A 19,670-nucleotide genomic window follows, 5' to 3' on the forward strand; every position below is an offset into this window, starting at 1 on the left:
CCTACAGGCTCTTGAAAAGACAACTAGACACCGTTGAGAAAATCGCCTGGCCTGCGGCCCTCCTAGGCCTGGCGGCTAAGTGGGCCTTGGTGCCCGCCGGCAACTACTTGCTGCTGCTGGGGCTGGGAACCCTGGGCGTGGTGTATTTTCTGCAGTCGTACTGGCCAGCCGCGTTCGCGGCGGGCGGGGAGCCACTCGACTCCTCCGCGCCCGCGCCGTTTCTGGACGACTACCTGCGCAAGGTCACGAGCATCAGCGCCGCGGTTATGGTCATCGGCATCTTGTTCAAGCTGATGAACTGGAGCAACGGCAACACCATGCTCGTGGTGGGCGTGGCCACAATGGCGTTGGTGGTGGTGATAGCAGCATTTAGGCGACGCTTAAACCGGTTCGCCGTGGCCATTGCGGCGCTGGGTGGCTTAGCGCTGTACGTACCTTCCGAAACCCTGATTCGGCAGTTTCACCGCGACGACCCAGGGCTCGTGGAAAAGCTGGTGTACCAGCTCCACCACCCGCGCGACCGCGCCGCGGCGGCCGACGTGCAGCAGTATTTGCAACAGAAACGGAGCCCCAGGTAGGGAATTCCGGGCCGCATTTTCGGGGCGGGCCCCACGCCCCAGCGGCTGCACTACCCCGTTGCTTACCGTCATGCGGGCGCAACCGCTGTCTTCACCCCGGTCACCCACAGCTCGTTGCTTTCCAGCTGTTCGGTCATCATCGGCAGGAATAGCTTGAGGTTATTGGCGTACACCCCCGGCGAGTGCCAGAGCAACTGGAGCTTCTCGCGGGCCTGTTCGTTGATGAACAACTTCCCCTTGGCGGTGAGCAGCAGCATGGCCACGTCGCCGCTGTGCTCCGTCACCACGAACAGAAATTCATCCCGGTCCCGTATCATGCCGGCCCGCCAGTACGCCAAGTGTTCTTCCAGCTCGTATTTGTAGAGCGCGTAGCTCATGTCGCCGTTTAAGACCAGCGCTTTATGCAGCCTGCTTTGAATAACTTTTTTCATTATTTGTCGCCTGCCAGTAGCGGTTGGTACTAATTATTTTGTAGCGTATAAATCTGTAAAAACAGCGCTTTATCAGCGGATTATCTCAGCTATCTTAGGCCGTTAACTTCAAAATCGGCTAGGGCTGCTCTTAAAGTGACGCATCAAAGTTTCCGGCTTACCTGTGGCGAATAATTTGAAGGATATCCTTTTGCTGAGCGCAAATTAGCTTGCTACCCGCTACCAGTAAGCGAAAAACCGGGTAGCGGCCCGAATATAGCCGGTTATGCCAGCCAGGCCCCTTCGGCCCATTAAACCTCGTGGCCCCTCCGGCGTCCAACTACCACTTTACCGCTCAGCCCCCGGCCTCCCCGTTTGGAAGACCACGAAATTCTCCTCAAGTTCCAGGACCCCGCCAGTCGCAATTTGGCGTTTAACCAGCTGGTGCTCAAGTACCAGCGGAAGGTGTATTGGCATGTGCGCAAGATGGTGGTGGACCATAACGACGCCGATGACCTCACCCAGGACGTGTTCGTGAAGGTGTGGAAGCACCTGGAAAATTTCCGCCAGGACGCCCAGCTCTTCACCTGGATTTACCGCATCGCCACCAACGAGTGCCTGGGTTTTTTGAGCAGCAAGCGCCGCAAGTTCCTGCTGCCGCTGAACGACGTGGGCGCCGAGCTGGCCGAAAAACTGGAGGCCGACCCAGCCCTGGCCGGCGACGAAATCGAGCTAACCTTACAAAAAGCCATTCTGCAACTTCCTGATAAACAGCGCCTCGTGTTCAACCTGCGCTACTACGACGAAATGCCCTACGAGCAGATGGCCCAGGTGACCGGTACCAGCGTGGGGGCCCTGAAAGCGAGCTACCACCACGCCGTGAAAAAGGTAGAGGATTACGTGACCCGCGCCAGTGGCTGAGTGGCCACTACGCAAGATTTTTTCGGGACTAGATTAAACTTTGCTGAGCCTTGTTCATCCAACCGCCATGAAAACTGCTTTCAAGCTTGACGCGCATCCCCGGCGGCCCCTGCCGCCGCTGAGCGCGCCGCCGGCGCACTACTTCGAACAGCTGCCCACCCGCGTGATGGCGCGCCGCTCGGTTCAGCCCCGCGCCCTGGCGGGCAGCGCGGCCTGGTGGGCGCTGCTACCCGGGGCCCTGCGCACCGGCCTGGCCGCGGTGGCCGTGCTGGGCGGGTTTGCGGGGTCGTTTTGGCTGAGCGGCCTGGGCAGTGTGGAGGCCCCGGCAGTGAGCACCCGCGCCGCCACGGCCGCCCTCGACGCCGTGCCCCAAACCGAGCTGGTAGCCTACCTGCTGCGCCCCAGCGCCCACTTGGATGCTACCGATATGGCCCACTTGGTGGCGGCCCGGCCCGGCATGGCTGCCACCTTTTTACAGCCTTCCACGGCCGAACTCAACGAAGCCCTCGACGCGCAAGCGACCGAAGACGTCCGATACTTATAGCCTTTTGTTTTTGCTGATGAACCTGCTTGCTTCCTTCTTTTCTGCCCTGCGCGCGCCGCGCCGGCTAGCTTTAGCCGGGGCCCTGCTGCTGGCCGCTGGCGGCCAAGCCCGGGCCCAGGCCCCCAGCCAGCAGCTGCGCGCCGCCAAAACCGAGCGCCTGAGCCAGCTAGACAACGCCCGCATCGCCTTCTTTACCAGCCGCTTGTCGCTGACGCAAGACCAGGCCCAGCGCTTCTGGCCGCTCTACACCGAATTTATTACCCGCCGCCGCGAGCTGAACCGCACCGGCCGGCCGCTCAAGCGTGAGCAGATTGAGGCCCTTACCGACCCGCAGATTCGCGAGCACCTGGCCCAAATCTACATCACCCGGCAGCAGGAGTTGAACCTGGAAAAGGAGTATTTCAACAGGTTCCAGAAGGTGCTTTCGCTGCGGCAGGTGGCTCAGCTACTGGCTGCCGAGCGCGACTTCACCAAGGAGGTTATCCGGCGCGTGGCAGCTACCCCCGGGGCCCCGGCGCCGGGCGCACCGGAGTAAGTTTTCCCGCACCACTTTGCTCTGAGACGCCCCTGCTTGCTGGGGCCGCTGCGCCCCGCAGTGGCCCCTTTATTTTTGCCAAATAATCTAAACGGGCCGGCGGCGGTTACCATGCTTGGCCGTTGCGAGAGCGCGGCGTCAACCAGCTACCTACCCAGTGCGGAACCCCAAAAATCCGTTAAATCCGTCAATAATCCGTTAAATCTGTGGTCCTTACTCCCCGCCAGCTTTTCCTGAAACACCAGGCCCAAACCTCTGATTTCCCGCTGCTGCTGGAAATTGAGCGGGCTGAGGGCGTGTACATGTACACGCCCGAAGGCCGCCCGATTCTCGACCTGATTTCGGGCATTGGGGTGAGCAACGTGGGCCACCGCCACCCGCGGGTGCTGGCCGCCATCCACGCCCAGCTCGATAAATACCTGCACCTGATGGTGTATGGCGAGCTGGTGCAGGCCGTGCCCGCCCAACTGGCCGAGGCCCTGCACCGCACCCTGCCCGCGCACCTCGATTCGGTGTACTTCACCAACTCCGGCACCGAGGCCATCGAAGGGGCCCTGAAGCTGGCCAAGCGCCACACCGGCCGCACCGAGTTGATTTCCTGCCTGAACGCCTACCACGGCTCCACGCACGGGGCGCTGTCCATCACCGGCTCCGAAGATTTCAAGAACAGCTACCGCCCGCTGCTGCCCGACGTGCGCCACCTCCGCCACAACAATTTTACCGATTTGGCCCTGATTACCGGGCGCACAGCGGCCGTCGTCATCGAAACCGTGCAGGGCGAAGCTGGCGTGCGCCTGCCCACGCCCTACTACCTGCCAGCCCTGCGCCGCCGCTGCCGGGAAGTCGGGGCCCTGCTCATCCTCGACGAAATTCAGTGCGGCTACGGGCGCACGGGCACCATGTGGGCCTTCGAGCAGTACGGCATCGAGCCCGACATTCTGGTGTGTGCCAAGGGCATGGGCGGCGGCATGCCCATCGGGGCCTTTATTTCCACGACGGAAATTATGAGCGGCTTCAAAACCAACCCTATCCTGGGGCACTGCACTACCTTCGGGGGCCATCCTGTGAGTTGCGCGGCAGCCCTGGCCACGCTCCAAGTCATGCAGGACGAAAACCTGGCCGCCGGCGTCGCCGAAAAAGCGGCGCGGTTTCGGGCGCAGCTGCGGCACCCGTCAATCCGGGCGGTGCGCAGCAGCGGCCTACTGATGGCGGTGGAATTCGACTCCTTCGACGTGCTCAAGCCCATCATCGACAGGGCCCTGGCGCACGAGGGCATCCTCACCGACTGGTTCCTGTTCTGCGACAACTCGCTGCGCTTGGCTCCGCCCCTGGTCATCACCAACGAGGAAATTGACGCTGCCTGCGCGGGCCTGCTGCGGGCCATTGACTACGTGGCGGGCGGGTAGTGACCTACTAAAGGAATGTCATGCTGAACGCAGTGAAGCATCTCTATCGCAGCAGTAATTAATTACGCGGGAGAGACGCTTCACTGCGTTCAGCATGACCGTTTTTCGAACTGTCCTACAGCACGCCCTTATCCGTCATTTGCCTAATAGTTTCGCGGTAATTAATGCCGACGGGCACTTCCATGCCATTCACAATTTCGATGGTGTTGCCGTGGATGGCTTTGATGGCCATTTTCTGCACGAGGTAGGAGCGGTTGACGCGCAGGAAATCGGCGGGGTCGAGCAGGGCGGCCATTTTGGTCATGGTCATGTGCGCGACGACGACCTCGGCTTTCGTATAGATTTTGAGGTAGTCCTTCATGCCCTCCACGAACAACACGTCGGCAACGGACACGCGCCGGAACTTCTTGTTTTCCTTGATGAGCAGCAAACGCTGGCGTTCGGGAGGGCCCGGCGGCGGCTCGGGGGCCCCGGCGGGCACCAGCTGCTTGCGCGCCTTGCCAATGGCCTTGGCGAACCGCTCGAAGGTGATGGGCTTGAGCAGGAAATCCACCGCGTCGTGCTCGAAGCCCTGCACGGCATACTCGGAGTAGGCGGTGGTGAAGATGACGGCCGGCCGCCAGCCCGTAAACGTGTTCAGGAACTCCAAGCCGTTCATTTCCGGCATGTTCACATCGAGCAGGATGAGGTCGGGGCGCAGGGCTTCTACCCGGCCCAGGGCCTCTACGGCGTTATCGAACGTTGCCAGCAGCTCCACGAAGCCGAGGCGGCTGAGGTACTTCTGGAGCAGCTCCTGGGCCAGGGGCTCGTCGTCGATGAGGACGCAGGTTAGCCGGTTTGCGGGGGCCATAGGCGGAGCAGGATGTCGAATTGGGTGGCGGTGTGGCTGGTTTGCAGCGCGTAGGCGCCGGGGTACAGGATGTCGAGCCGGCGGCGGGTGTTGCGCGTGCCGATGCCCTCGTGGATATCCGCGCCCGCCTGCGCCGGCCGGGCGTTGGCCACCGCGAAGCAGAACGCGCCCCGCTCGTCGCGGTAGGCCCGGATGCGCACCCAGGCGTCGTGGCGCAATTTATCGACGCCGTGCTTCACGGCGTTCTCCACGAAGTTGATGAGCAGCAGCGGCGGGATGCGCTGGGGCCCCAAATCGGGCGCAATGTCCAGCTCCACGGCCAGCCGCCGCCGGTGCCGAATCTGCTGGATTTCGATGTAGTTCTGGATGAATGCCAGTTCTTTAGCTACGTCTACTTCGGTGGTGGCGGCGTCGTACAGCGCGTAGCGCATCATGTCGGAGAGCGACACGACGATGAATGCCGCCGTCTTGTCCTTGTCCTCAATCAGCGAGTACACGCTGTTCAGGGTATTGAATAGAAAGTGCGGATTGATTTGCGCCCGTAGGAATTCCAGCTCCAGCTTGAGGTTGTCTTTTTCGAGGGCCAAACTGCGCAGGCGCGACTGGGCAGCCCAGCGCCCCAACTTGATAATAAAGCTAATTCGGAAGTGTGTGTTAAGTTACTGCCCGTAGGCGAGGCGTAAATTTGGCTATGGATTACCTGAGTTTGCGCGAGCGGCCCCGCCAGTTTCTGGCCCTGACCAGCCTGCGAGCGGCGGAGTTTGACGACTTGCTGACCGACTTTGCCCCGGCCTGGGAGCGCCACCACCGCTACCACACCCTGGAAGGAACCCAACGGGCGTTCCCCGCCCACCGCGAGCGGGCCAACGCCGTGCTGGCGGGCAGCGATATAAAGCTCTTTTTTCTGCTCACCTACCTCAAAAGCAACGCCTTGCAAGAGCACCAGGCCGCCAGCTTTGGCATTTCGCAAGCGCGCGTCAGCCACTTGGCTACCGCCCTGCTGGGCGTGCTCAACCAGGTGCTGGCCCGGCGCGGGCTGCTGCCCGTGCGCGACGGCGGCGAGTTGGCTCAGCGCCTGGCTAACCACCCGGAGCCGGTCTTTGCCTACGACGGGGTCGAGCGGGGCGTACCACGTAACACGGACCGGGAGGCCCAGGCCGAGGAGTACAGCGCCAAAAAAAAGCGCACCGCGTAAAAAACATGACCTTATGCGATTCCACGCAGTACGTGCATTTTCTCTCGGCTACGGAAAGCGGGCGAGCGCACGACAAAAAACTGGCCGACGAGTACGCGCTGCACCTACCGGCGGGCTGCGTGTTACGGCAGGATTTGGGCTTGCTGGGCCACGCCCCGACCGGGGTCGTGGTGGAGATGCCCCACAAGAAGCCGCCGAAGCGGGAGTTGACGTTTGCCCAAAAGCTGTATAACCAGTTGCTGAGTCCGTTGCGCGTCGTTATCGAACACGCGCACAGCGGTATCAAGCGCCTGCACATGGTGCAGGGCACTATCCGCTTGCGCGGCGAATGGGTGCGCGATACGGTCATGGTCGTGGCCTGTGGGCTGCACAACCTGCGCGTGCGCAGCCCGCACCGCGCCCATCGCGCACCTGTCCACGCGAAACTCGCTAACTACGCCGAATAAGCTTTAATGACTGGAATAAACAAGCCAATGTTCAACTGTAAGAAGTGCAGGTAGAAGGCATTCTTGTTAAGCAGAAACGTCCAGGGGCCCCTCTCAGAAATACCTTTTACAATGTTGTGAAAATATACCGGTAAGCCCGGTACGGTATCGTTAATATAGTTATACAAATAATAAGAAACCAAGTCATAACTCACTATTGCGAGACCTAATGTCATGATTACTAGCAACAGTTTCAGCAGATGAGAGTACGCACGACGGATGAGGTGCAACGTAACGTAAAATGACCCGGCGATGACCCCCCATTTGCTTAGGGCGATTAGAAGTGTACTGCGGGGATGCTCGTCGCCGGTAAACCAACTGCTTTGGTAGAAAAACAAGCAGTACAGCGCTGCCCAGAAGGCAACATGCAACAGCACAGTGGTACGCCGGCTGGCATTAATGCCCAGTAGAAGGTTTGCAAAACCCGCCGATATTTTCGACATCGAGAATAAGCTAACGAAACGCCCAAACTGTTGCTGGCCGTGGCTATTCGTTGGAGAAATAATACTAGAGGGGCGGCGCGGGGCCTCCGCTAAAGTAATCCCATTTTCACCAGCCCCCCCAATCAGGGCCCCCAGCTTAATTGATGCGGCCTTCTTCATCGCCCGATACGTTGCGGTTTTTGTTGGCGGCCTTCACTTTCTGGTTGCCCAGCTGGTAGGTGAGCGTGGCCACGAAGTAGTTGGAATCCCAGCGGTAGGTGCTGTTGGTGCGCAGGTTGGCAAACTCGGTGCGCGTGACGGCGCGGGCCGAGCGGAAGATGTCGCTGTAGGTCACGCGCAAGGCGAGGCGGTCGTCCAGGAACTTCTTTTGGGCCCCCAGGTAGGCGGAGGCCTGGCCCCGGGCCTGTGCCACGCCCCGGGGCATGGGGCTCTGGAAGTAGCCCGAAGCGCTGAGCACCCAGCCGCCCTTCACGGCGAAGTCGTTGGAAATGCTGTACACGCCGCCGGCGCCCTGCACGGTGCGCGGCGCGTTGGCCACCGAATTCAGGAAGAACGTGGCGTAGCTGACGCCCAGGGCGTTGGTGATGGTCCACCACTTCCAGGGCGAATACGGGGCCGTCACGGACAGCGTCCACTCGCGCTGGCGGTCCAGGTTTTCGGCCCGCGACTGCGTGACGAGCGAGCCGGGGGCCTCGCGCTGCGTCACCCACGAAATCACGTCCGTGGTTTGCGAGTAGCCCAGCGCAAACACGTAGGCGCTGTTGGCGGTGTAGGTAAAATCGAGGGCGTGCGAATACTCAGGCCGCAAAAAGGGGTTACCCTGTGAGTAGGTGTACACGTCCTGGAAGTAGATGAACGGGTTGAGGCTCTGGTAGCTGGGCCGCTGGATGCGCCGGCCGTAGGCCAGGCTCACGAAGTCGTGCTTGCCCACCGCCCGGCTCAGCAGCGCCGATGGGAAGAGGCTGGTGTAGTGCCGCGCATTTTGCTGGCCAGTGGTGCGCAGCTCGCCCAGCGAATTGGTATTTTCGAGGCGCAGCCCGAAGCGGTAGTCCAGCCCGTAGCGCTTGCCGGCGAAGGTGGCGTAGGCCGCCGACACGTTTTCGCGGTACGTGAAGAAGTTGGTACGCAGGGCGTCGTTCTGCCAGTCGCCGGCTTGCAGCAGCTCGTAGCGGGCATCGTTTTCCGACGTTACGTAGCTGTGCTTCAGGCCCAGCTCCAGGGTGCCGGCGCGCAGCCGGCGCTCGTAATCGAGCTGGCCTGCCACGATGCGGATGCCCGTGGGCAGGTAGTTGCGCAGCTGCACGCCCCGGTCGGGCACGGGGCCCTGGGCAGTGAAAAATGTGTTGGCAATCCGGTTTTCGCCCGCCGACTGGTAGCGCGAGTAGTCCAGGTCGGCGGTGAGCGTGCTGGCCGAATCCAGGGTGTGCTTAAGCCCCAGGTTGCCCGAGTACTGGGTGGATTGGTAGGTGGTGTTGGTCTGGCTGTCGAGCGTCGAATCGACGGGGGCCCCGGGGCCGCGCAGCAGCTGGGTGGCGGCGTTGGCGACGCTGGTGCGGTCGGTGCGCAGGCCGCGCAGGTACAGGTTGAGGCTGGTTTTGGGGCTTACCTGCCAGTCGAGGCCGGCCTTGGCGTTGTGCGCCAGCTGGCGGGTGGGCGTGGCCGACGTGAGCAAGTGCGTGGCCGTCACGTCGCCGCCGGGGCCCCCCAGGTAATCAATCTGCGTCTGGTCACTCACGCTGGTTTGGCGGCCCGCCAGGTTGTAGCCACCGTACAGGGCTAGGGCCCCTTGCTTGTGGTTGAGGGAGAGGCCGGCGTTTTGGCGGCTGTTGGTGGTGCCGCCCGCGCCGAGCGTCAGGCTGCCCTTGGTGCCGTTTTGCAAGCTTTTTTTGGTGATGATGTTGACGATGCCGCCGGGGCCCTCGGCGTCGTACTTGGCGCCGGGGCTGGTAATCAGCTCAATCTTTTGCAGCTCCTGGCTGGGCAATCCCTTGAGGAACACCGCCAAATCGGCGGCCGCCAGGTACGTGCGCTTGCCGTCCACAATCACCAGCGTGCCTTTGCCGTTGAGCGACACGGTTTCCGTGCGCGGGTCGACGTACACGCCGGGGGCGCGGGCCAGCACCTCCAGGGCGGTGTAGCCGGTGGCGAGCGGCGTGCTGGCCACGTCCATCACCAGGCGGTCGGGCAGTTGCGTGATGCGCGGGCGCAGGGCCGTCACCTGCACCTCGCCCAGCTGCTGGGGCGCCGGGCGCAGCAGCAGCTGCACGGGCGCCGGTGGGGCCCCGGCGGCCACCACCAGCCGCTGCGTGCCGGGCAGCCAGCCCACAAACGAGGCTCGCAGCCGGTAGGGCCCCGGCGCCACGCCGCGCAGCACAAAGGCGCCGCGGGCATCGGCCACGGTGGCCTGCACCCCACTCGAATCCGGGGCGCTGAGCAGCACCACGGTGGCAAATTCCACGGGCTGGCGGGCGGCGTTCAGCACGGTGCCGCGCACGTCCACGCCCTGGGCCCGGGCCCCGGCGGCCCACAGCAACAAAAGGGTAAAAATTCGGAGCCGCATAACGTCGCTGGATTGGTTAGCAGCGAAGTACCGGGGCCCCGGGGCCGGGCCGAAATTTTTTCGACCAGCTCACGCGGGCCGTAGACGTACTCAACGGTTCCGGCAATGATTGCAATGCCGCGCCTGGTGCCCAGGCCCTCAGCCACTGTCCCAATCAATGGCCCAAACCCGGCTCATGCTGCCAGAGCAGCAAAGTGCCCCCCACCTACCGCCGGCCTAAATAGCAACTGCGGCTGCCCAGCGTAACGCCGAACAGCCGCAGCCGTTGAAAAGTAGTTGTGCCTGGGCACTGATAAAAAGCCTGAACACCAGCGTCTTAGCTGGCTGCCAAGTTTTTATTCCCAGCCGCCGCCCAGGGCCCGGTACACGTTCACCGTGGCGTTAAGCTGCTTCATCTTGGTTTCGGTCAGGTCGAAGCGGGCGTTCAGGGCGTCGCGCTGGGTGAAGAGCACCTCGGTGTAGTCGGCCCGCACCGATCTGAACAGGCTGTTGGAGATGCGAATGGACAAGCTCAGAGCCTGCACTTCCTTCAGCTTGGCCTCGTAGCCCTGCTCCAGGTTGTTGATGTTCGAGAGCTGGTTAGCCACCTCGATGTACGCGTTCAGCACCGTACGCTCGTAGTTGTACACGGCTTGCAGCTGCAAGGCGTTGGCCGTGGAATACAGGGCCTTGATGCCGTTGCGGTTGATGAGCGGGGCCGATAAATCGCCGGCTATCGAGTACAGCAGGGCACCCGGCGTGGTAAACAGCAAGCCGGGCTTGAACGCCCCGAAGCCTACCCCACCGGAAATACCCAGCGACGGGTAGAAATTGGCGCGCGCCACCTGCACGTCGAGTTTGGCGGCCACCAGCTGCTGCTCGGCCCGGCGGATATCGGGCCGGTTGCTCAGCAATTGCGCCGGAATGCCGGCCTGGATGGTTTTCGGTACCAGGCCGTTAAATTCCTCGGCGTTGCGCACGATGGGCTGTGGAAACCGGCCCAGCAGAAAGTTGATGCGGTTCTCGGTTTCAGTGATGCGCTGCCGAGTGACGTATTGCAGGCTCGTGGTGTTCTGGATCTGGGCCTCGAAGCGCTTCACGGCCAATTCGGTGACGCGGGCGGCTTCTTTTTCCTGCCGCACTACTCGCAGGGCATTGTCTTGGATCTCAATACTCTGCTGTAAAATCAGCAGTTGGTTGTCAAGCGCAAGGAGCTCGTAATACGACGTGGCAATCTCGGCAATCAGGTTAGTCACCATGAAGTTCCGGCCGTCTACCGACGCCAGGTAGCGGGTGGCGGCCGACTTGCGGGCGTTGCGCAGCTTGTGCCAGATGTCCACTTCCCAGCTCGCATAGGCCCCCAGCTGGAAGTTGCCCAGCGGGTCGGGCGTGCGGCGGTCGGGCTGGATGTTGATCTGGTCCTCCGTAGCCCCCTGAATAGTGTAGCGGCTCACGCGGTCGAGGGCCGCCTGGCCCCCCAGCGTTACCGAAGGCAGGTACTCGCCCTTGCGGGCCTGAATCTCGTTGCGGGCTATCTGCAGCTCCTGTTGCGTGATGTTCAGCTCCTGGTTACGTTGCAGAGCACTGTCAATCAGCGCTTTCAGGTTAGGGTCGGTAAAGAACTCCTGCCACTGCACTTTAGCCGTGCTGAGGGTATCCTGGGTGCTGTTGTTGTAAGTGGACGGCACGCTGCGGCGCACGTTGCGCCCCACTAACTGAGGCAGTTTACAACCCGCTACCGCTAGGGCCAGGCAGGCGGCGCTCAGGCCTTGGTAGATGCGTCGCTTAAGCATAAGGCTCTGTTTCTTCAATTAATACGCGAGGCTCAACTCCCTCGAACATGGGGGATTCGTTCTCGTCCCGGATAAGCTTGTTATCGCCAGCGAGGGTACCGAAGAAGTAGTACAAGCCCGGGATAATAATTACCCCGAACACGGTGCCAAACAGCATGCCGCCGAGGGCCGACGAGCCGATGGTGCGGTTGCCGATGGCGCCCGCGCCGGTAGCAACCACCAGCGGAATCAGACCGGCGATGAAGGCGAACGAAGTCATCAGAATGGGGCGGAAACGCACTTTGGCCCCTTCAATGGCCGCATCGCGGACCGACATGCCTTGCTCGTGCTTCAGCGCCGCGAATTCGACGATAAGTACCGCGTTTTTACCCAGCAGACCGACCAGCATCACGAGGCCCACCTGCGCATAAATGTCGTTGGCCAAGCCAAACATCTTAATAAACAGGAACGACCCGAACACGCCCGCTACCAGGGAGAAAATAACGGCCAGCGGCAGCAGAAAGCTTTCGTACTGCGCGGCCAGCACCAAGTATACGAAGAGGAGCACAATCGCGAAAATGATGGTCGATTCGTTGCCGCGGCTCACCTCGTCTTTCGACAAGCCACCCCAGTCGATATCGTAGCCGTGGGGCAGCCCTTTGGCCACTTCCTGCACCGCCTTAATAGCTTCGCCCGAGCTAAAGCCCTCGGCTGCGCCGCCCCGGATGGAGGCCGTGGTGTACATGTTGTAGCGGTTGATTTCGTTGGCGCCCTGGCTCTTCACGATTTTCATGAAGGCCGAGAACGGTACCATTTCGCCCTTGTCGTTCTTGGCCCACATGTTCAGGATGTCCTTTGGCAGGCGGCGGTATTCCGGCGAAGCCTGCACATACACCTTAAAGAAGCGCTGGTACTTGATGAAACCCAGCTCGTAGGTCGAGCCCACCATGATGCTCAGCGTGTTCATGGCGTTGCCAATGCTCACGCCTTTCTGCATAGCCAGGTTGTTGTCAATCTTCAGCTCGTACTGCGGGTATTCGGCCGAGAAGAAGGTGAATAGGCCGGCCAGCTCCTTGCGCTTTTTCAGCTGGGCCATAAATTCGTTGTTCACTTTTTCCAGCGCTTTGTAGTCGCCCGAGTTGGTTTTATCCAGCAATTGCAGCTGGAAGCCGCCCGCCGCGCCGTAGCCCGGCACGGCCGGTGGCTCGAAGAATTCGATGGTCGCGCCCGGAATCTGCTTGGCTTTTTTCTCTAGGTTGCCCACAATCTCGGCAATGGATTCCTTGCGTTCCGACCACGGCTTCAGGTCAAGCAACAAGGTGCCGGCGTTCGAGCCGCGGCCTTCGGTAAGCACTTCGTAGCCGGCCAGCGAGGAGATGTTGGCAACGCCGGGGATGTCTTTGGCCAGGCTGGCCAGGCGTTGCGATACGGCATTGGTTTGCTCCAGCGTGGTGCCGGGCGGCGTCTGCACAATGGCATAAATCAGGCCCTGGTCTTCGCTCGGAATGAAGCCGGCCGGCAGCTTGGCCGTGATGGCCCAGATGCCCAGCCCAAAGGCAATCAGCATGGCGAAGGTGATGAGGCGGTTGGCCACAATTCTCCCCAGCAGGCCGGTGTAGGCGTTGGTCAGCTTCTCAAACCCGCGGTTGAACCAGTCGAAGAAGCGCTGCATGGGCGTTTTCTTCTTGGGCTGGCCGTGGTGGTTTTTCAGAATCATGGCGCAGAGCACCGGCGTCAGCGTGAGGGCTACCAAGCCCGAAATCACAATGGCGGTGGCCATGGTAATGGAGAACTGCCGGTAGAAAATACCCACCGGGCCGCTCATGAACGATACCGGAATAAACACGGCCGTCATCATAATGGTGATGGCGATGATGGCCCCGCTGATTTCGCCCACCACTTGCCTTACCGCATTATAGGGCGATAAATGCTGTTCGTCCATTTTAGCGTGCACCGCCTCGATCACCACGATGGCGTTATCGACCACAATACCAATCGAAAGCACCAGCGCAAACAGGGTTATCATGTTGATGGTGAGCCCAAACGCCTGCATGGCGATAAACGAGCCCACCAGCGACACCGGCACGGCCAGGGCCGGAATCAGCGTCGAGCGCCAATCGCCCAAGAACAGGTACACCACCAGCGCCACCAGAATAAAGGCGTCGCGCAGGGTATGGATTACGTTCTCAATCGAGGCGTCGAGGAAATTCGACACGTCGTAGGTGATTTTGTAGTCCATACCGGGCGGAAAGCTGCTTTTCTTCAGCTCTTCCAGTTTGGCTTTCACCTCTTTAATTACGTCGCTGGCATTCGAGCCGTAGGTCTGCTTCAGTACGATGGCCGCCGACGGGTACTGGTTCAGGTTAGAGTAGATATCGTAGAATTCCGAGCCCAGCTCCACGCGGGCCACATCGCTCAGGTGCAGGCTTTCCCCATTTGGGTTAGCCCTGAGAATCACGTTTTTATACTCCTCCACGTTATTGAAGCGGCCCTTATAGCTGAGCACGTATTCCAGCGACTGCGCCTGCCCGCCGTCGGAGCGGCCGATACGACCCGGCGAGCCAATCACACTCTGCTCATCCAGCGCCTTCATCACATCATCGACCGAAATACTATAGGCCCGCATGCGGTCGGGTTTCAGCCAGATGCGCATGGCGTACTGCCGGCTACCCAGAATGGTGGCCCGGCCGATACCGCCCAGGCGTTGCAGCTCCGGCAGCATGTTCACCCCCGCAAAGTTGAAGAGGTACTTCATGTCCGTGTTCTTGTCTTTCGAGTACAAGTTCACGTACATCAGCATGTTGGGTACCACGCGGTTCACAATCACGCCCTCACGCTGCACTAGCACCGGCAGGCGGTTGAGCACCTGCGCGATGCGCGTGTTCACGTTTACCACGGCCTGGTCGGGGTTGGTGCCCAGGTTGAACACAATCTGGATATTGGCCTCGCCGGCACTTACGGCGTCGGAGGTCATGTACTTCATGCCCGGCACGCCGTTCACGGCCTGCTCCAGCGGAATTAGTACCGATTCGGTGAGCACCTTGGCGCTGGCACCGGGGTAGGCCGCGCTCACCATCACCAAGGGCGGCGAAATCTCCGGAAACTGCGAAGTAGGCAGTTGCAGGATGGCCAGCCCGCCCATGAGCAGGATGACCACCGAAATAACAATGGCAAATACTGGCCTGCGAATGAATTTACTAAACATATTCTGGCTGTAGTATGTGGAGGAACCCCTACTCGCTGTACACCTTCAGGTGCGAGATAACCGTCTTCGGGTCCTTGTATGTGTAGCTTATCTTATCGCCGTCCTTCACCTTACGCAGGCCCTCCAGCAGTATCTTGTCCTGGCTGGATATACCGGATTTAATGACGTACAGGTCGGGCATTTCAGACGCGATATTTATTTCCCGCTGATGCACCACGTTGTTTTTGTCGACCACGTACACGTATTTCTTCTCCAGAATTTCGAACGTGGCTTTCTGCGGAATGAGCAGCACGTGCTTGAGCGGCACCGTCATGAGGATGCTGCCGGTTTCGCCGTTGCGCAGCAGCCCGCCGGGGTTGGGGAAGGTGGCCCGGAAGGCAATATTGCCGGTTTCGTTGTTGAAGTCGGCCTCGATGGTCTTCACTACGCCGGGGTATTTGAATACCTCGTTGTTGGCCATCAGCAGCTTCACATTCACCACGTTATCAGCCTTGGCCTGCTCTTTGTAAGCCAGGTATTCGGCCTCGGGCACGTTGAAGTAAACCCACATTTTGCTGTTGTCGGAAAGCGTCGTCAGCAGGTCGCCCTCGTTCACCACGCTGCCCAACCGGCCTTGGAAGTGGTCCATAATGCCGTTAAAGGGCGCTTTAATGGACGTGAATTGCAGGTGGGTTTGGGCCAGGGAAACGTCGGCCCGGGCCTTGTTGAGCTTGGCCTTGGACAGGGCTAACTCGTTCTTCGACACAATGTTGCTGTCGGCCAGGCTCTTCGTGTTCTTGTATTCGATGTTTACGTAGTTGGCCTCGGCCTGCGACTTTTGCAAGTCGGCTTGGTACACCAGCGGCATAATCTGGAACATGGGCTGTCCCTTGGTCACGGCCTGGCCCTCATCGACGAATATTTTCTGTAAATAGCCTTTTTCCAGGGCCCGCAACTCAATATGCTGGTAGGCGTGGATCTGGGCCACATACTCCTTGGTAATAGTCGTATCCGTAGCCAGTGGGCTGGTGGTCAACAACTTGATTTGCTCTTCTTTTTCTTCTGGTTTGCTAGAACAGCTTGTGGTGCAGTACAACACCCCCAAGCTCATAAGCATGAATAATCTTTTCATAAAATCATTAAATACCATAGTAAACGGCTGATAATCCCGGAAGGTGTGGGGGTGGAGAAGTGTGCGGCACGTTGGAGGCCAGCCATTGCGCTAAAAGCCGTTGCGTGGGCAACACCTGGTTTGCGAGCGCTGGATTCTCAGCAACGACAGCTGTCGTTACTGAAAAAACGCATTCCATCTACTCGATGAAAATACCCAAATAGATGTTTTTACATGCTTCGCAATCAGTTTTTTTCCAGCGGCTACTAGTCGCTGAATGCCAGCTAAAACGCTGGTCTTAATCAAAATCTGTGAGAGCTAATCCATGGGAATACGCCAACGATATAGGGCTGCCATCGGCGTGGTAGGTAATACAAAGCAAGCCTGACTGTATTAAAAACACATGAAGCGCTGCAGACTGATCAAGAAAACAATGCCCTGAAGCGCACTATGGCTCGTTTCAGCGTTAAGCCTGGATTTAGGGTTTGGTTTAAGCCAACGCCTGCGGCAGTCTTCCACAACGTTGCCCGAGGTGGCAAATAGCTTGGCAAACGGGCGTTAACCAGAGGTTGTGCCTTCGTTGACTGGCCTGGCTTGGGAACCAGGCTAGGGCCCCGGGAGCAAGCGTGGCTGTTCGTTGCCTTGGCAAGGCCTCGTTGGGGCCCCACTACTGGGCAAGCCGTTCTTTAGCGCGGTTTCCGGTTTGGTGTACAGCCTGGTTGCTGCCAGTTCGCCGGCTTTTTCAGCCGGCCGACCGATTCTCGTCAGGAAAAATAAACGGCGGCGGGTCAACCCGTCGGCTGGCTAAGAAAGCCAGCATCCGCTTGCCGAAGTAGCTCAGGCACAGTTTTTTTGTCAAAGGTGGAACGTCCACCATTCCCCTAAGTGGCTTGCCCTGCGCTAGGGTCATTGCGGCGGCAGGGCAGCACATTATATTACTTAAAATAGCCAGCTTACTCCACAAAAAAGCTTGGTTTGCACCGGCCAATTAATGGCCGGTGCAAACCAAGCTTCCCATTTAGCTGTGGCGCGCCTAGCGAGCGGGTAGATCGTTGTAATTCAAAAAGCTCAAGCTCTCCTCTTTGATGCGGTCTTCGGGTAGGCCGTCCTTCACGCCCTGCGATATTTTGCGAACCAGCACACCCACTATTGCATTGCGGAAGCCCAGCTTCTCGGCCATCATGATACAGAAATCCATCTCGTTCTCGTCCACAATCCCGTCGGACAGCATCATGTCCACAAGGTCATAAATCTGGTCGAATCGCTCCGAGTCGGTGTTGGGTAGGTCGGAGAGGCAATTGGTGTTGCCGGCCACAATTTTGCGCACCTCGGTGGCCCCCATTCCATTTTTTTTGCCTACGGTGATGATGAAATTCATCTCGCGTTCGTCGATGTGGCCGTCGGCTTTAGCCAAGGCCGCGAGGTTGCAAAGGTGGCCTTTGATTTTTTTGGCCTGCTCATTTTCAAAAAAACCAAACATGGGACGATGAATTAAGGGTAGGACGCGGGTGGGAAGCAGCCTTTGGTGGTAGTCGACGGTAAGTTACAGAAATTTACCGGAATTTTATATCTCTTTTGGCAGAATCCATGGAACGACACACCTAAACCGGATGGGGTTGCTAACGGCAAAAAACTAGGTTTGTTCCGCCGAAAACCTCACCTTTGCGCGGTTTGCACTGAAAACGGCGCAAAATTGGATTTTTTGAATTACCATGAAACGAATTGGAGTCTTTACGAGCGGCGGCGACGCACCGGGCATGAATGCGGCCATCCGGGCGGTGGTGCGCACGGCCACGTACCACGGCATCGAAGTGTACGGCATCATGCGCGGCTATTCGGGCATGATCCGGGGCGAATTTGTGAAACTGGACTCGGCCTCTGTGTCGAACACCGTGCAGAAGGGCGGCACCATCCTCAAGTCGGCCCGCAGCCACTCTTTCCGCAGCAAGGAAGGCCGCCAACAAGCGTTCGACCAACTTGTTAACAACGGTATCGAGGGTTTGGTAGCCATCGGTGGCAACGGCACCTTCGCCGGGGCCATGATTTTTGAGGAGGAGTTTGGCATCCCCACCGTGGGGGCCCCAGGCACCATTGACAACGACCTCTACGGCACGGATTACACCATCGGCTACGACACGGCCGTGAATACGGCCCTGGAATGCGTGGACAAGATCCGCGACACGGCCGACTCGCACGACCGCTGCTTTTTCATCGAAGTGATGGGCCGTGATTCGGGCTACATCGCCATTCCGTGCGCCATCGGCGGCGGGGCCGAAATCGTGATGGTGCCCGAAACGCAGATGAGCGTGGAGGCGGCCATCGAAACGCTGCGCAGCGGTTGGCAGCGCCACAAAACCTCGTTCATCGTCATTGTGGCCGAGGGCGACGTGGAAGGCAACGCCCACCACGTCGCGGCCCACATCAAGGCCGCCATCCCGCAGCTCGACACCCGCGTGACCGTCATCGGCCACATCCAACGCGGGGGCTCGCCCACGGCCGCCGACCGCCTGCTGGGCTCGCAAATCGGCATTGCCGCCGTCGAGGGCCTCATGAACGGCATGCGCAACGTGATGGCCGGCATCATCGACCGCAAGCTGGTCTACACGCCTTTCATCGACACCATCAGCAAGAAGAAACCTATCAACCAGAGCTTTATGCGCATGGTGGAAATCCTGAGCACATAAGTGAGTGGGTGTTTGAGTGGGTGTTTGAGTGGGAGAATAGAAGAATGCCATTGCTCATTCAAACATTCACCCATTCAAACATTTACCCATTGGTAGGCCGCATCGCGGCGTAGCCACGTGAGCTGGCGCTTGGCGTAGCGGCGCGTGTTGCGCTGAAGCAGGCGCACGGCCTCGGCCCAATCATACTCCCCGGCGAGGAAACCGAAGATTTCCTGGTAGCCTACAGTTTGCAGGGCGGGCCAGTCGCGCTGGGGCAGCAGGGCCCGTACTTCATCAAGCAAGCCTTCAGCCAGCATATTTTCTACGCGCTGATTGATGCGTTCGTATAGCACGTCCCGTTCGCGGGTGAGGGCAACTTTGACGACCCGGAAGGGCCGCGCCGCGTCGCGCGCCGCGGTGTCCTGGGTATGGTAGCTCGAAAACGGCCGGCCCGTGCCGCGGGTGATTTCCAGGGCCCGGAGCACGCGCTGGGGGTTTTGCGGGTCGATGCGGGCATGGGCCACGGAATCGGTGGCGGCCAGCTCGGCCACCAAGGGCCCCAGGCCGTGCGTGGCCAACTCGGCTTGCAGCTGGGCGCGCACCTCGGGCAGCACGCCGGGCAGCTCGTCGAGGCCGTCGGTTACGGCCTGCACGTACAGTCCCGAGCCGCCGGTGAGGATGACCACGGGGTGCGTCCGGAATAGCTCGTCGAGCTTGGCCAGCGCATCGGCGGCGAACCGGCCGGCGCTGTATTCTTCGGCAATGCTATGGCTGTCAACGAAATGGTGCGGTACGCCCTGCATCTCGGCGGGTGTGGGCTTGGCCGTACCGATGCACATCTCGCGGAAAAACTGGCGCGAGTCGGCCGACACGATTTCGGTACCGAAGTGTTGGGCCAGCCGCACACACAAGGCAGTTTTGCCCACCGCCGTGGGCCCGGCCACGACGAGCAGCACCGGGCGCCGGTCGTCGGGCCGGGGCCCTAATTGGGCCAGGATTTCCGGGGGCAGTAAGTCGGTCGGGACGTCGGGCAA

Annotated in this window: 18 protein-coding genes; 8 read left to right on the plus strand and 10 right to left on the minus strand. The window is 60.1% G+C overall.

Annotation, left to right across the window (positions count from 1 at the left end; translation table 11 throughout):
* Nucleotides 1-11: 11 nt before the first annotated feature.
* Nucleotides 12-578 (plus strand): GldL-related protein, encoded by a 567-nt coding sequence (locus DDQ68_RS07715; protein ID WP_109655781.1) that lies wholly within the window; start codon nt 12-14, stop codon nt 576-578.
* 68 nt (nt 579-646) lie between these two features.
* On the opposite strand, the gene DDQ68_RS07720 is transcribed toward DDQ68_RS07715, so the two are convergent.
* Nucleotides 647-955 carry a hypothetical protein gene (locus tag DDQ68_RS07720; protein WP_211320243.1) on the minus strand — a complete coding sequence of 103 codons (309 nt, stop codon included), beginning with the start codon at nt 953-955 and terminating at the stop codon, nt 647-649.
* A 408-nt stretch (nt 956-1,363) separates the two neighbouring features.
* On the opposite strand from DDQ68_RS07720, the gene DDQ68_RS07725 reads away from it, so the two are divergent.
* The 4 genes from DDQ68_RS07725 (at nt 1,364) to DDQ68_RS07740 (ending at nt 4,394) form a co-directional block, all read left to right on the plus strand.
* Nucleotides 1,364-1,909: an RNA polymerase sigma factor gene (locus DDQ68_RS07725; protein ID WP_109655783.1), complete on the plus strand. Its 546-nt coding sequence runs from the start codon at nt 1,364-1,366 to the stop codon at nt 1,907-1,909.
* A gap of 67 nt (nt 1,910-1,976) precedes the next feature.
* Entirely contained in the window at nt 1,977-2,453 is a 477-nt protein-coding gene (locus tag DDQ68_RS07730) for a hypothetical protein (RefSeq protein WP_109655784.1), read from the plus strand.
* 16 nt (nt 2,454-2,469) lie between these two features.
* Nucleotides 2,470-2,988 (plus strand): hypothetical protein, encoded by a 519-nt coding sequence (locus tag DDQ68_RS07735; RefSeq protein WP_162549929.1) that lies wholly within the window; start codon nt 2,470-2,472, stop codon nt 2,986-2,988.
* Nucleotides 2,989-3,194: 206 nt separating this feature from the next.
* Entirely contained in the window at nt 3,195-4,394 is a 1,200-nt protein-coding gene (locus tag DDQ68_RS07740) for an aspartate aminotransferase family protein (RefSeq protein WP_211320244.1), read from the plus strand.
* A 115-nt stretch (nt 4,395-4,509) separates the two neighbouring features.
* Here DDQ68_RS07740 and DDQ68_RS07745 read toward each other — a convergent pair whose 3' ends face one another.
* Nucleotides 4,510-5,244, minus strand: a complete 735-nt coding sequence (locus tag DDQ68_RS07745; protein WP_109655786.1) for a LytR/AlgR family response regulator transcription factor — start codon at nt 5,242-5,244, stop codon at nt 4,510-4,512.
* Entirely contained in the window at nt 5,223-5,867 is a 645-nt protein-coding gene (locus DDQ68_RS07750) for a sensor histidine kinase (protein WP_162549930.1), read from the minus strand. Before DDQ68_RS07750 ends, DDQ68_RS07745 begins: the two co-directional genes overlap by 22 nt.
* Nucleotides 5,868-5,935: 68 nt before the next feature.
* On the opposite strand from DDQ68_RS07750, the gene DDQ68_RS07755 reads away from it, so the two are divergent.
* Both DDQ68_RS07755 and DDQ68_RS07760 read left to right on the plus strand, forming a co-directional pair.
* Complete coding sequence (locus DDQ68_RS07755) at nt 5,936-6,439, plus strand: transposase family protein (RefSeq protein ID WP_109654768.1); 504 nt, start codon at nt 5,936-5,938, stop codon at nt 6,437-6,439.
* A gap of 5 nt (nt 6,440-6,444) precedes the next feature.
* Nucleotides 6,445-6,885, plus strand: coding sequence for a transposase family protein (locus tag DDQ68_RS07760; protein WP_109655788.1), 441 nt, complete (start codon nt 6,445-6,447; stop codon nt 6,883-6,885).
* On the opposite strand, the gene DDQ68_RS07765 is transcribed toward DDQ68_RS07760, so the two are convergent.
* The 6 genes from DDQ68_RS07765 to DDQ68_RS07790 all read right to left on the minus strand — a co-directional run bounded on the left by DDQ68_RS07765 (nt 6,873) and on the right by DDQ68_RS07790 (nt 17,453).
* The gene (locus DDQ68_RS07765; protein ID WP_162549931.1) at nt 6,873-7,526 is read right to left on the minus strand and encodes a hypothetical protein; all 654 of its coding nucleotides are present in this window, start codon (nt 7,524-7,526) and stop codon (nt 6,873-6,875) included. The two genes, DDQ68_RS07760 and DDQ68_RS07765, sit on opposite strands and share 13 nt — an antisense overlap.
* The gene (locus DDQ68_RS07770; protein ID WP_109655790.1) at nt 7,504-9,927 is read right to left on the minus strand and encodes an outer membrane beta-barrel protein; all 2,424 of its coding nucleotides are present in this window, start codon (nt 9,925-9,927) and stop codon (nt 7,504-7,506) included. Before DDQ68_RS07770 ends, DDQ68_RS07765 begins: the two co-directional genes overlap by 23 nt.
* 335 nt (nt 9,928-10,262) lie before the next feature.
* Nucleotides 10,263-11,699, minus strand: coding sequence for a TolC family protein (locus DDQ68_RS07775; protein WP_109655791.1), 1,437 nt, complete (start codon nt 11,697-11,699; stop codon nt 10,263-10,265).
* Nucleotides 11,692-14,883, minus strand: coding sequence for an efflux RND transporter permease subunit (locus DDQ68_RS07780; RefSeq protein WP_109655792.1), 3,192 nt, complete (start codon nt 14,881-14,883; stop codon nt 11,692-11,694). The genes DDQ68_RS07775 and DDQ68_RS07780 overlap by 8 nt, the downstream gene beginning before the upstream one ends.
* Nucleotides 14,884-14,911: 28 nt before the next feature.
* Nucleotides 14,912-15,994: an efflux RND transporter periplasmic adaptor subunit gene (locus tag DDQ68_RS07785; RefSeq protein ID WP_109658359.1), complete on the minus strand. Its 1,083-nt coding sequence runs from the start codon at nt 15,992-15,994 to the stop codon at nt 14,912-14,914.
* Between the two features lie 1,012 nt (nt 15,995-17,006).
* Complete coding sequence (locus DDQ68_RS07790; protein WP_109655793.1) at nt 17,007-17,453, minus strand: tellurite resistance TerB family protein; 447 nt, start codon at nt 17,451-17,453, stop codon at nt 17,007-17,009.
* A 232-nt stretch (nt 17,454-17,685) separates the two neighbouring features.
* Here DDQ68_RS07790 and pfkA point away from each other — a divergent pair, with 232 nt between their 5' ends.
* Nucleotides 17,686-18,657, plus strand: a complete 972-nt coding sequence (gene pfkA / locus DDQ68_RS07795; RefSeq protein ID WP_109655794.1) for a 6-phosphofructokinase — start codon at nt 17,686-17,688, stop codon at nt 18,655-18,657.
* A 74-nt stretch (nt 18,658-18,731) separates the two neighbouring features.
* Here the strand turns inward: pfkA and miaA are convergent, their stop codons facing one another.
* The gene (gene miaA, locus DDQ68_RS07800) at nt 18,732-19,670 is read right to left on the minus strand and encodes a tRNA (adenosine(37)-N6)-dimethylallyltransferase MiaA (protein ID WP_245897370.1); all 939 of its coding nucleotides are present in this window, start codon (nt 19,668-19,670) and stop codon (nt 18,732-18,734) included.

The organism is Hymenobacter nivis, from assembly GCF_003149515.1.
Classification (GTDB): Bacteria; Bacteroidota; Bacteroidia; order Cytophagales; family Hymenobacteraceae; genus Hymenobacter; species Hymenobacter nivis.